Source organism: Mesorhizobium sp. M0633 (assembly GCF_040320645.1).
GTDB lineage: Bacteria > Pseudomonadota > Alphaproteobacteria > Rhizobiales > Rhizobiaceae > Mesorhizobium.
This window is the reverse complement of sequence record NZ_JAMYQC010000010.1, coordinates 198,699-209,807: the sequence shown is the minus strand read 5'-3', so window position 1 is coordinate 209,807 and position 11,109 is coordinate 198,699. Positions and strand designations below refer to the sequence as shown.

Annotated in this window: 12 protein-coding genes; 6 read left to right on the top strand and 6 right to left on the bottom strand. The window is 63.8% G+C overall.

The window, feature by feature from the left end; translation table 11 throughout:
• Positions 1 to 250: 250 nt before the first annotated feature.
• Positions 251 to 1,270 (bottom strand): GH25 family lysozyme, encoded by a 1,020-nt coding sequence (locus NKI47_RS13890; RefSeq protein ID WP_352590745.1) that lies wholly within the window; start codon positions 1,268 to 1,270, stop codon positions 251 to 253.
• Positions 1,271 to 1,521: 251 nt separating this feature from the next.
• Between NKI47_RS13890 and NKI47_RS13885 the strand changes: the two genes are divergently transcribed.
• Entirely contained in the window at positions 1,522 to 2,436 is a 915-nt protein-coding gene (locus NKI47_RS13885) for a hypothetical protein (RefSeq protein WP_352590742.1), read from the top strand.
• 13 nt (positions 2,437 to 2,449) lie between these two features.
• On the opposite strand, the gene NKI47_RS13880 is transcribed toward NKI47_RS13885, so the two are convergent.
• The 5 genes from NKI47_RS13880 to NKI47_RS13860 all read right to left on the bottom strand — a co-directional run bounded on the left by NKI47_RS13880 (position 2,450) and on the right by NKI47_RS13860 (position 5,211).
• Entirely contained in the window at positions 2,450 to 2,662 is a 213-nt protein-coding gene (locus NKI47_RS13880; protein WP_023674755.1) for a hypothetical protein, read from the bottom strand.
• A gap of 119 nt (positions 2,663 to 2,781) precedes the next feature.
• The gene (locus tag NKI47_RS13875) at positions 2,782 to 3,180 is read right to left on the bottom strand and encodes a GFA family protein (protein ID WP_352457758.1); all 399 of its coding nucleotides are present in this window, start codon (positions 3,178 to 3,180) and stop codon (positions 2,782 to 2,784) included.
• A 196-nt stretch (positions 3,181 to 3,376) separates the two neighbouring features.
• Positions 3,377 to 4,333, bottom strand: coding sequence for an alpha/beta fold hydrolase (locus NKI47_RS13870; protein ID WP_023674753.1), 957 nt, complete (start codon positions 4,331 to 4,333; stop codon positions 3,377 to 3,379).
• Between the two features lie 22 nt (positions 4,334 to 4,355).
• Entirely contained in the window at positions 4,356 to 4,841 is a 486-nt protein-coding gene (locus NKI47_RS13865) for an SRPBCC family protein (RefSeq protein ID WP_023674752.1), read from the bottom strand.
• Between the two features lie 121 nt (positions 4,842 to 4,962).
• Positions 4,963 to 5,211: a ParB N-terminal domain-containing protein gene (locus NKI47_RS13860; RefSeq protein ID WP_023674751.1), complete on the bottom strand. Its 249-nt coding sequence runs from the start codon at positions 5,209 to 5,211 to the stop codon at positions 4,963 to 4,965.
• 156 nt (positions 5,212 to 5,367) lie between these two features.
• Here NKI47_RS13860 and NKI47_RS13855 point away from each other — a divergent pair, with 156 nt between their 5' ends.
• From NKI47_RS13855 to NKI47_RS13835, 5 genes are all read left to right on the top strand, one after another.
• On the top strand, positions 5,368 to 7,008 hold the full coding sequence (locus tag NKI47_RS13855) for a N,N-dimethylformamidase beta subunit family domain-containing protein (RefSeq protein ID WP_352590739.1): 1,641 nt from the start codon (positions 5,368 to 5,370) through the stop codon (positions 7,006 to 7,008).
• A gap of 1 nt (position 7,009) precedes the next feature.
• The gene (locus tag NKI47_RS13850; protein ID WP_352590736.1) at positions 7,010 to 8,377 is read left to right on the top strand and encodes an aminotransferase family protein; all 1,368 of its coding nucleotides are present in this window, start codon (positions 7,010 to 7,012) and stop codon (positions 8,375 to 8,377) included.
• Between the two features lie 10 nt (positions 8,378 to 8,387).
• On the top strand, positions 8,388 to 9,317 hold the full coding sequence (gene kce / locus NKI47_RS13845) for a 3,5-dioxohexanoate:acetyl-CoA acetone transferase (RefSeq protein ID WP_352590735.1): 930 nt from the start codon (positions 8,388 to 8,390) through the stop codon (positions 9,315 to 9,317).
• A gap of 238 nt (positions 9,318 to 9,555) precedes the next feature.
• The gene (locus tag NKI47_RS13840; RefSeq protein WP_352590734.1) at positions 9,556 to 10,065 is read left to right on the top strand and encodes a GNAT family N-acetyltransferase; all 510 of its coding nucleotides are present in this window, start codon (positions 9,556 to 9,558) and stop codon (positions 10,063 to 10,065) included.
• Positions 10,062 to 11,093: a histone deacetylase family protein gene (locus NKI47_RS13835; protein WP_352590732.1), complete on the top strand. Its 1,032-nt coding sequence runs from the start codon at positions 10,062 to 10,064 to the stop codon at positions 11,091 to 11,093. Before NKI47_RS13840 ends, NKI47_RS13835 begins: the two co-directional genes overlap by 4 nt.
• Positions 11,094 to 11,109 lie beyond the last annotated feature (16 nt).

Below are 11,109 nucleotides of genomic sequence, written 5' to 3'. Positions count from 1 at the left end.
ACGTTATCCAATCCTGGGGACGACCTCCAAGGAATCCTCAGATAAGGGCCGACGTTCGAGACCAACCAAAGGGGATGGCGCGGCGCCTCCCCTTCTCCCCTTGTGGGAGAAGGTGGCCTCGCGAAGCGAGGTCGGATGAGGGGTGCTCCAGCTTGGCACCGGCGGCGCTCCGTCCAACACCCCTCAACAGTCTCGGCGCTGCGCGCCAATCCACCTTCTCCCACAAGGGGAGAAGGAAGAAGCTGCCGCGCTACTCCGCCTCGGCCACCATCTGCCGGCCGCCCACCCAGTCGCGCCAGGCCCTCTCATCGCCGTGGAAGACGTTGAGGTCTATGCGGCCTCTTACGCCGTGCGACAGGCCGGAGCCGGAATATTGCCAGAACAGCCATTTGCGGTCGGGATAGACCTTTGACGGGTGCGCCGCCACGGCGCGCAGCCAGAACGGATAATCGAGGAAGGCGCCCCTGAGATTGTCACGGTAGAAGTCGGGCGCGGTGTAGATGATCGGCCGCTGGCCGTAGTGGCGCTCGAGCTTGTCCATGAACACCTGCATCTTTTCCAGCACCTTTTGCCGCGATGGGCGGCGCTTGCAGCTGGAGTCGCCGTTCCACTCGACGTCGATCACCGGCGGCAGCGCACCCTCGACCCGCGGCACGTTGCGGATGAACCAGTCGGCCTGCTCGCCGGCGGTGCGGCACCAATAGAAGAAGTGATAGGCGCCGCGCTTGAGGCCGGCGGCATCGGCACTGCGCCAGTTCCTGGTGAACATCGGGTCGAGATGATCGCCGCCGTCGGTGGCCTTGATGTAGGCGAAGTTGGCGCCCTGGGCACGCAGCTTTCCCCAGTTCACATTGCCCTGCCAGCGCGAAACGTCGACGCCGTGGACGGCGAGACGCCTCGGCGAGGATGCCTTGCCGAAATTGATCGGCTTGGCATCGCGAAAACCATAGCGTGTGACCGGTTCGGCAAGCATTGCTGGTGCCGCGCGTGTCAGCCGCTTCGGCGGCGACATCAGCGCGATCACCTCGGCCGGCGGTTCGACGTCCTGATCGGGTACGTCCATCGCGACCGGCTGTTCGTCCTGCTCCTGGTCGGCAAAAGCGGGCGCAGCATCAGTTTTCGCCACGGATGCCACCGGCGCGGGTGGCCGCACAACCGAGCTGGTGGTCTCGCTGGACGGCACTTGCAGCGCATCGACGCCGGAGGTTGACGTGCAGCCGGCAAGGCACAGCGCTGCGATCGAAAAGATGACGACGCCTGATAACCGCATCTGGACCTGTACGCAAAACACAACAGACCGAAGGCAGGACAACGCCGCCGGACAAACCAAGCTGGATTCCTAACAAGAAACTACCAACAAAGTTTGAATCGAATTGTTAGGGCTTTGCGGCGGGACGTTGGCCGGGCGGAGGTGCGCTGTCCCTCCAATGTTCGGCCACGTCGCTGCCTCGGCTTGACAACTCACGGCATGAGATTAGTCTCCACTAATCTTACGGTGTAAGGCACCACGTGGAGGACGTCATGCAGCCCGCCGCCCTGTCAGAATTGCAGCCCGTAGTCCCGCCGGAGCCATGCTCGCCCGCCATCGGGGTCGACGAGATACCTCGCAACCTCAGCCGCGCCATCGAACGCGCCGAGGTCAATGCGTGGCTCGATCTCTATCGCGCCGCCCCGGCAGACTTTGCCGCAAAGCAAGGCCTTGCCATCGCCGAAGATGGCGATCTCGTCTGGGCCACCTGCACGACGATCCCGTTCATCCATTTCAACTGTGTCAAAAATTTCGGCGTCGAGAGCGCGGCCACCGAGAGCCGGCTCGACGCGCTTCTGGCGCATTATCGCGACGCCGGCATTCTGCGGCCCTGGTTCTACACCAACCCACACACCGAGCCCGCGACGCTCAGCTGCTGGCTCGAGGCGCGCGGCCTGCAACGTCAGGGCGGCTGGGAACGCATCTTTCGCGACGCCACGCCATTGCCCGCTGAGCCGCTTTTCCCGACGGAGGATGTCTCGGTCGAGCGGGTGACGCCGGCAACGGCAAGGGAATGGGCTGGGTTCATCGACAGCCAATATCGGTTGCCGACCTCACCGTGGTTGCTGGCGCTGGCCGGCCGACGCGGCTGGCATCATTACATGCTGCGGCGGGAAGACGCGGTGGCGGCGGTGCGCTCGATGTTCATCGGCGCCGACGGCATGGCCTGGAGCGGCATCGACGCGCCGGTGCCCGGCATCATGGCGCCGAGCTTCGACCTCGATGCAATGCTCGGCGAAGCGATGGTGCGCGACGGACTTGCGGCCGGTGCAAAACTGTTCGTGGCCGATATCGAGGCGCCGCGAGCCGAACGTGACGGGCCAGCCTACCGCAACTATGCACGCCTCGGCTTCAAGCTTGCCTATTTCCGCAGCCATTACAGCTATTTGCCGGCAAATTCCGGCTGACCGCTTCAAGACCCTAGCTGCACAACCACAGCTTGTGACAGGTCGTGGCCATGAGGTGGGCCGGCGGTACAAAGCGATCGTTGACCGGCGCATCATCGTCTACCCGGCGGACCTTTTCTTCGAGCAACGTGCGAAGTTGTGCCGGTTGCACGCGGTCGCGCTCCATTACCAGCTTGATCATCGGATCGCTCAAGAGTTCATCCAGGGTGTTGATGCTGTCGTTCATCCGTCGCCTCCTCGACTGCCTGCCCGCATGCCAATAGATAGGCAGCAATGATGGCCCGCCAATGACGCTTTGCCGGCTATCTCGTGTCGCTTCGGATTAAATTTTGTCCAGATTCCACCTCAAGCCGGAGGTGGCGCGCCTTCAAACTGCGGCAGGCCGTCGTCGATCTGCACCCAGGGCTGCTTCGAGGCGGTCCAGATATGCATCTCAGGCCTGAACAACGAGGGATCATCGAGCGAGCCGGTGGTGATGCCGATAATGCCGGCGGAATCGCGCCGGGAAAACATCGTCGTGCCGCAGCGCGGGCAAAAGCCGCGCTTGAGATCGGGCGAGGAATTCACCGTCGCCAGCGGTCCGTCGACCGTCACATCGTCGATGCGGAACAGCACGCGCGCGTTAAAGGCGGCACCCAGCGCCTTCTGGCACAACCGGCAATGGCAGACGCGCTCATTGATCGGTGCCGCCTCGGCGCGGTAGCGCACCGCGCCGCACAAACACCCGCCCTGATATCTTGCCATCACCCGCGTCCCTGCCCTGTGAGGATAGGCGGCATACCTATCGATAGGCGTGGCAGCGTCAATTGAAAAGCTTTGATGGCGCCATCTATAGCTGTGATGCGGCCGATCCACGATTGGCCGATGCGCCGGGCCAAGGCCCCATGGGCGACATGCCGGCCATCTCGCGGAAGACGGCCGGCAGACAATTGACTGGGCGTCAGTTCGTTTCGTTGACGACCTCGTCCCAGGTCTTGACCTTGGTCTGGCCATTGAGGAACGGCAGCGCGGCAGCTGTCAGTTCCGGCGCGAAGAACACGTCGTAGTGGGTGCGGTTCGGCAGGATCGCCAGGCGGTTCTGCGACAGGTTCTCGCGCATCCAGCCGGCGTCCTTCAACCCGCCGCCGAGCATCTGATAGAACTTGATCTCGTGCTCGGGCCGGTACATATCGCTGTCGCCGAACACCAGCATCACCGGCATTTTCAGCTTCGGCACGTCGGCCGAATAGTCGTAGTCCTTGCGCATATAGGCGCCGAGCTGGTCGAGCAGTTTCGGAAAATCCTCCGGATGCGGCGCAACCGCGACGTAGGACTTGTACATCGGCGTGTCCTTCATCATGTCGGCCATCGCCGCGCCGACTTGTGCCTGCTGGCCACGCATTTCGGCGTAGAAGCCGTCCGCGGCGTAGCCGGTCGAGACCAGCACCAGGCGGCGCACCGCTTCAGGCTGCTGGACGGCCATGCGGAAGGCGACGCCGCCACCCAGCGAATAACCCATCACGTCGACCTTGTCGTAGCCGAGTGCCTTGACGATTGCCGCCATGTCGTCGCCCATCGCCTCCAGGCTGAGCGGCCGGTCGCCGAGCGCGGTGCGGCCATGGCCCTGCAGGTCGACCCCGATGACGGTGCGGTTCTCGGTAAGCTTCGGCAGGATCGGCGCGAACATGTCGGTCGTGCCGAGACCGCCATGCAGCAGAAGCAGCGGCTCGCCCTTGCCATAGACGGCGTAATAATAGTTCAGGCCGTTGATCGGCAGCAGGCCGGATTTTTCCGGCGTCGGCAGTGTTGCGGTTGCGGTCGTCATGGCGGGCTTGGCCTCCTCTGCGTTGATGGTGCCCGGCGCGGCAAATAGCGCGGCGGCCGAGGCGAAAATGGCGAAAAATACCGATCTGGACATCAGTCTCCCTCTCTCGTTTGCATCAAAGTCGGTTTGCGACCTCCTCAAGCTGTTCGGCGCACTGGCCCCAGCCCTCGTGAAAACCCATTTTCTCGTGCTGTTCGCGGTCGGCGACCGACCAATGCGCGACGCGGGCAATGTAGCGGGTCTTGCCCTCGCCCTCGTCCTCGAAGGTCAGCACGACCGTCATGAACGGCTTTTCGGACGGCTCCCACGCCTTCGTATAGGCATCGGTGAAGACGAGCTTTTTGCCCGGTACGACTTCGAGGAAGATGCCTGGATTCGGGAACTCCTTGCCGTCGGGATCGGCCATGACGACAAGGGTGGAGCCACCGGTCCGCACATCCATTTCGGCGCGCGGCGTCATCCACGGCGTCGGCGAGAACCATTGCGTCAACAGCTTTGGCTCGGTCCAGCAGCGATAGACGTTCTCGTGCGGCGCATCGATGATGCGGGCGAGAACCAGCTCGCGATCGGAGTTGGGGGCGATGTCGAGCTTGGTGGTCATGATGTTTCCTCACATGTCGGTTTTGGCTTCCGTGTCTAGGACGAACCGACAAGACGCAAGCCGACACGGTCCGCGAAAAAATCCGCGGGACAGGAGATTCGAACGACGGAAATAAGTGGCTTCAGTGGCGCTTGGCTTGCACCAGATAGGCGTCGATCTCGGTCTCGCCGAGCCACTTGGCCGCTTCCAGCCGATGCAACCCTTCGACCAGGATATGGCGCTTGCCGTCATGGCGCACTTGGATCGGCATCTTCATGCCGTTTTCCAGAATGTCCTCGGCCAGATGGCGGACGGTCTCGGGATGCAGCGTCTTCTTGCGCGCCGTCGGCACGTAGATATCGTTGACCCTGACCTTTTGCACTCTCAGCATATCGGCTCCCGTGGCGGACAACGCCGCCCTTTGTGAGATAGTCTGTTTGTCAGGCAAGGCCAAGGGAGCAGCCCGGCAATGGCTGGCCCGATCGTTTCCAATTGACGCTTGGCCGGCGGATGGCCGAAATGGCGGCCTTCGACCTTAGCGGTGTCCATGAACCATCCGCCGACCGAGTTTCCCGATTTCGGACTGACGCCGGAGCAGCGACGCCAGGCGGTGCGCAGCCATTACTGGGAATGGCCCGGTATGGATGGCAGGCGCGGCGAAATCTGGTGCTACAGCGACCGTTTTTCCTATCGCCCCGGCGAGATGGTGGCGCTGCATGTCAGTTCGACGGCCGCCGGTTTCGGCATCGCAATCATCCGCGACGGCGGCGCGGAAACGACAATGTTCGAAAGGACCGGGATTGCGGCGCGCTGGCAAGATACGCCGGATCAATGTTCGGTCGAAGGCTGCGGCTGGCAAGCGTCGTTCGAGTTTCGCATCGGCGACGACTGGCCATCCGGCGCCTATCGCGTGACGCTGACGGCAGATGGCCGGGACGGCAAGCCGATCCGCTGCCACCATCTTTTTATCGTCGCGCCGCAGCCCGGCAAGAAGCCTGGCCGTGTGCTGCAGGTGGCGGCCACCGGCACCTGGCTCGCCTACAATACATGGGGCGGTTCCAACCATTACGAAGGCATCACCGGGCCAGGCCGGGACCAATATGCACGAATGGTGTCGACCCAACGGCCGTGGTGCCGCGGCTTCGTCGTGCTGCCCAGGGACGCGCCGCGCGTGCCGCTCGAAGTCGCCGTGCCGCCGAAAACCGTGCCGCGCTATCCGCATATGGAATGGGCCTTTGCCACCGGCCATTCGAAGAAATACGCCTCGTCCGGCTGGGCAAGCTACGACAGCCATTTCTTCCGCTTCGCCGAGCGTGCCGGCTACGCCGTCGATCTCGCCAGCCAGCACGATCTGCATTTTTCGCCCGACATTCTCGACGGCTATGACTGCGTTGTCTTGGTCGGCCACGACGAATATTGGACCTGGGAAATGCGCGATGCGGTCGACACCTATGTCGAGCGCGGCGGTCATGCGGCGCGCTTTGCCGGCAATTTCATGTGGCAGACCAGGCTGGAGGACGAAGGCCGCCGGCAGGTCTGCTACAAATACCGCGCCCGCGCCGAGGACCCGGCCTATCGCGGCGACGATATAAGGCGCGCCACCAATTCCTGGGAAGCGCCGGAAATCGGCCGGCCGGGTGCGGCGACCTTCGGCCTCAACGCGACAAGAGGCCTCTATGCCGGCTGGGGCGGCTGCGCGCCGCGCGGCGTACGCGGCTTTCCGGTCTACCGGCCGGAGCATTGGGCGTTTGCCGGCACCGGCATCTACTATGGCGATCTGCTCGGCGCCGACAGCCATGTCTATGGCTACGAGGTCGACGGGCTCGATTTCGAGATCCGCGGCGGCCTGCCCTACCCCAAGCCCGACAGCGGTGCACCGGACGGGCTGCAAGTGCTGGCCGTCGGCATGGCGAGCCAGGTCGAGGAAAGCGCCGACATTGCGTTCGAGGACCAGTTTCTCGGCGACGAGGACGGACGCTTCACCGCCGAGACGCTGTTCGGCGAGGCAAGCGATGCCAACCTCGACAAGGTCAAACGCGGCAACGGCATGATCGTCAATTTCCCGCGCGGCAAAGGCGAGGTGTTTCACGCCGGAAGCTGCGAATGGGTTGCCGGCCTGCTAAGGCAGGATGCGATGGTCGAGCGCGTCACCAGAAATGTCCTCGACCGCTATCTTGGAAAGCCATGACATGTTGAAGTCTCCTGCCCCGGAAACTCGCGAAGCCTCGCATCTGTTTTATCTATCCAGCCTGCGCCGGCCGCTGATCGACCGCGCCGAAGGCATCTACATGTGGACGCAGGATGGCCGCCGCTTCATCGACGGATCGAGCGGTCCGATGGTTGCCAATATCGGCCACTCCAATCGCAACGTGCTCGACGCGATGAAAAGGCAGATGGACCGCGCCACCTTCGCCTACCGCCTGCATTTCGAGAACGAACCGGCCGAGGAGCTCGCGCGGCAGCTGGCCGCCAAACTCCCTGAAGGCATTGACCGCATCTTCTTTGTCTCCGGCGGCTCGGAAGCGACCGAATCCTGCGTCAAGCTGGCGCGGCAATGGGCGGTCGCCACCGGCCAGCCCAGCCGTTGGAAGGTGATCTCGCGCTTTCCCTCCTATCATGGCGGCACGCTCGGCGCGCTCGCCGTTACCGGCGACGATGCGCTGTCCGAAACATTTGTGCCGATGATGCAGATGATGCCGACCGTGCCGGCGCCCATCGCCTGGCGCGACCGCGACAATCTTTCGATGGAACAGCGCGGCATCCGCTACGCCGACATGCTGGAGGAAAAGATCCTCGCCGAGGGACCGCAGAGCGTGCTCGCCTTCATCATGGAGCCAGTCGGCGGCGCTGCCACGGCAGCACTGGTGGCGCCGGACAGCTACTATCCGCGCATCCGCGAGATCTGCGATCGCTACGGCATCTTGCTCATCCATGACGAAGTGATGAGCGGTGCCGGCCGCACCGGAAAATTCCTCGGCGGCGACCACTGGAACTGCAAGCCCGACATCGTCGCGCTGTCGAAGGGGCTGGGCTCTGGCTACGCGCCGCTCGGCGCGCTGGCGGCACCGATGCGGCTGGTGCAGCCTTTGCTCGCATCGGGCGGCTTTCAGCACGGCCATACCTACGCCGGCAACCCGCTCGCCTGCGCCGCCGGGCTCGCCGTACTCGGCGAAATGGACCGTCTCGGCCTGATCGCCAACGCGGCTGTCATGGGCGAGCTTTTGATGGACGAGCTGAAGGGATTGGCGAAGCGGTTTCCGTTCATCGCCGACATCCGCGGCAAGGGCCTGCTCACCGGTGCCGAAATGGTCGCGGACCCAGAAACGCTGAGGCCGATCGAGCCGGCAAAGAAGGCCACCCAGCATCTACTCGACCTCGCCTATGAGCGCGGCCTGATCATCTACGGACGCAAGGTCAAGGGCGGCGTCGATGGCGACAATTTCATGGTCGCGCCGCCGATGATCGTCACCGCCGCGCAGATCGGCGAGATCATATCCATCATCGGCGACTCGCTCGACGTGCTGGCCGGCGAGCTCGACCTGCCGGTCGAAGGCTGAAAGGCGAGCCATGGCGCCGCGAAAAGTCATTATCACTTGCGCCGTCACCGGGTCGGTACACACCCCGTCGATGTCGCCGCATCTGCCCGTGACGCCGGACCAGATCGCCGCAGATGCGATCGCCGCCGCCGAGGCCGGCGCTTCGATCCTGCATCTTCATGCCCGCGACCCCAAGGATGGGCGGCCGACCGCCGACCCCGAGGTGTTCATGCAGTTCCTGCCGCGCATCAAGCAGGCGACCGATGCGGTGATCAACATCACCACCGGCGGATCGTCGCTGATGACGCTCGACCAGCGGCTGGCCGCGCCGCTCAGGGCCGAGCCGGAAATGTGTTCGCTCAATATGGGTTCGATGAATTTTGCGCTGTTCCCGATGCTCGAGCGGCCGCGAGAATGGCAGCACGAATGGGAGCCGAAGCTGCTCGAGGCTACCCGTGACACGATCTTCAAGAACACCTTTGCCGATATGGAGACGGTCCTGGAAAAGCTTGGGCGCGGCTGTGGCACGCGTTTCGAATTCGAGTGCTACGATGTCGGCCATCTCTATTCGCTTGCGCATTTCCGCGACCGCGGGCTGGTGTCGGGACCATTGTTCATCCAATTCGTGTTCGGCATATTGGGTGGTATCGGCGCCGATCCAGAAAACCTGGTCCACATGAAGCGCATCGCCGACAAACTGTTCGGCGAGAGCTACCGGTTTTCGGTGCTGGCCGCCGGACGCCACCAGATGCCGATGATCTCGATTGCGGCGGCAATGGGCGGCAACGTCCGCGTCGGGCTGGAGGACAGCCTCTACGACGGGCGCCAGCTCGCCAAGTCCAATGCCGACCACGTCCGCCGGATCCGCGGCGTGCTGGAAGGGCTGTCGCTGGACGTCGCAACGCCGGCCGAGGCACGGCAGATGCTGGCGCTCAAGGGCTGCGACCGCGTGGCGTTCTGAGATGAAGGCAATCTGAAATGTTTGGCTCCCGGTCCACCCCCCTCTGTCCTGCCCTCTTTACCACTACTTGGCATCTCCCCCTCAAGGGGGGAGATTGGCAGCTTCGCCGTCCTGCCCCTTTTTCAGCGTTGGAGATTGGCGAACGCGGAGGTGATCCGATCTCCCCCCTTGAGGGGGAGATGCCAAGTAGTCGTAAAGAGGGCAGGCCAGAGGGGGGTGCCTTGGCATCGTACCTCCAGTGACTGTCGCTTTGCCCGAGATCAACATCCGGCCCGGGACCGTCGAGGACGTCGAAACCATCCACGCCGCACTCCTACGGCTCGGCGCGCATGTCGGCGCACATCAGGAGATCACCTCGACAGCTCAGGATCTCCGCACCTATGGCTTTGGCGAAAAGCCTGCCTTCTCGACCTTGATCGCCGAAGTCGGTGGCGAATTTGCCGGGCTTTGCCTGTATTTTCCGATCTTCTCGACATGGATGGGACGGCCCGGCGTCTATGTGCAGGACCTCTATGTCGAGGACCGTTTTCGTGGCCGCAGGATCGGCGAGCGCCTGCTGCGCCGGGTGGCGGCGCAGTGCCGGAAGGCAGGCGGCGTCTATCTCAGGCTGTCCGTCGACACCGACAACGAGACCGCCAAGGCTTTTTACGAACGATTGGGCATTGCCTGGTCCAGCTACGAGCAGGTGCAGAAGATCGTCGGCGACGCCTTTTTCGCCTTTGCCGATGCACCGGAGGAGCCAACATGAAAGCCTTCTATGCCGAAGAACAGAAGCGCCACGACCCGAAGGCGTTCCTCTCCAGCGGGGCGCCGCAGCCCAATCCGGAAAAGCCCGAACGGATCGAGCGGTTGCTAGCCGGCGCAAAAGCTGCCGGCTGCACGATTGAACGGCCGCGGGATCATGGGCTCGGCCCGATTGCGGCGATGCATACGCCCGAATATCTCGATTTCCTCCAGCATATCTTCGCGCGCTGGCAGCGCATCGAGGGTGCCTCAGCCGAGGTCATCCCCAACATCCATCCGATCGCGCGGAACGGCTTCTATCCGGCCTCGGCGGTCGGCCAGGCCGGCTACCACATGGCTGACACTGCCTGTCCTATCTCCGGCGAGACATGGCAGAGCGCGCTGTGGAGCGCCTGGAGCGCGGTTGAAACCGCCGAGGCGGTGATGTCGGGAGCGCCGGCCGCCTATGCGCTGTGCCGGCCGCCCGGCCATCACGCCTTTGCCGATGTCGCCGGCGGCTTCTGCTTCATCAACAATTCGGCGGTCGCTGCACAGGTTCTGCGCAAGCAGGCGGCGCGGGTGGCGATCCTCGATGTCGACCTGCACCACGGCAACGGCACGCAAGGCATCTTCTATGCCCGGCCGGACGTGCTCACCGTGTCGCTGCATGCCGACCCGGTGCGCTTCTATCCGTTCTTCTGGGGCCATGGCGACGAGCGCGGCGAAGGCGCCGGCCTCGGCTACAATCTCAACCTGCCGCTGCCGCGCAAATCCGGCGATGCAGCGTTCCTCGAAGCGCTGGAGGCATCGTTCCAGCGCATCAACGCCTTCTCGCCCGATGCGCTTGTGGTGGCGCTGGGGCTAGATGCCTTCGAAGGCGATCCGTTCGGCGGGCTGTCGGTGAGCACGCCTGGTTTTTCGCGCATTGGCGAGGTGATCGCCGGGCTCGGCCTGCCAACGGTCATCGTCCAGGAAGGCGGCTATCTCTGCGACGAGCTCGGCGACAATCTCACCGCCTTCCTCACCGGTTTTGGCGGCGCCCACAAGCGATGATCCGCCCGCGAGGGCC

Excerpts from the sequence above, each read along its gene's own strand:
- NKI47_RS13890 (WP_352590745.1), bottom strand. The coding sequence starts at position 1,270 with ATGCGGTTATCAGGCGTCGTCATCTTTTCGATCGCAGCGCTGTGCCTT.
- NKI47_RS13885 (WP_352590742.1), top strand. The coding sequence starts at position 1,522 with ATGCAGCCCGCCGCCCTGTCAGAATTGCAGCCCGTAGTCCCGCCGGAG.
- NKI47_RS13880 (WP_023674755.1), bottom strand. The coding sequence starts at position 2,662 with ATGAACGACAGCATCAACACCCTGGATGAACTCTTGAGCGATCCGATG.
- NKI47_RS13875 (WP_352457758.1), bottom strand. The coding sequence starts at position 3,180 with ATGGCAAGATATCAGGGCGGGTGTTTGTGCGGCGCGGTGCGCTACCGC.
- NKI47_RS13870 (WP_023674753.1), bottom strand. The coding sequence starts at position 4,333 with ATGTCCAGATCGGTATTTTTCGCCATTTTCGCCTCGGCCGCCGCGCTA.
- NKI47_RS13865 (WP_023674752.1), bottom strand. The coding sequence starts at position 4,841 with ATGACCACCAAGCTCGACATCGCCCCCAACTCCGATCGCGAGCTGGTT.
- NKI47_RS13860 (WP_023674751.1), bottom strand. The coding sequence starts at position 5,211 with ATGCTGAGAGTGCAAAAGGTCAGGGTCAACGATATCTACGTGCCGACG.
- NKI47_RS13855 (WP_352590739.1), top strand. The coding sequence starts at position 5,368 with ATGAACCATCCGCCGACCGAGTTTCCCGATTTCGGACTGACGCCGGAG.
- NKI47_RS13850 (WP_352590736.1), top strand. The coding sequence starts at position 7,010 with ATGTTGAAGTCTCCTGCCCCGGAAACTCGCGAAGCCTCGCATCTGTTT.
- kce (WP_352590735.1), top strand. The coding sequence starts at position 8,388 with ATGGCGCCGCGAAAAGTCATTATCACTTGCGCCGTCACCGGGTCGGTA.
- NKI47_RS13835 (WP_352590732.1), top strand. The coding sequence starts at position 10,062 with ATGAAAGCCTTCTATGCCGAAGAACAGAAGCGCCACGACCCGAAGGCG.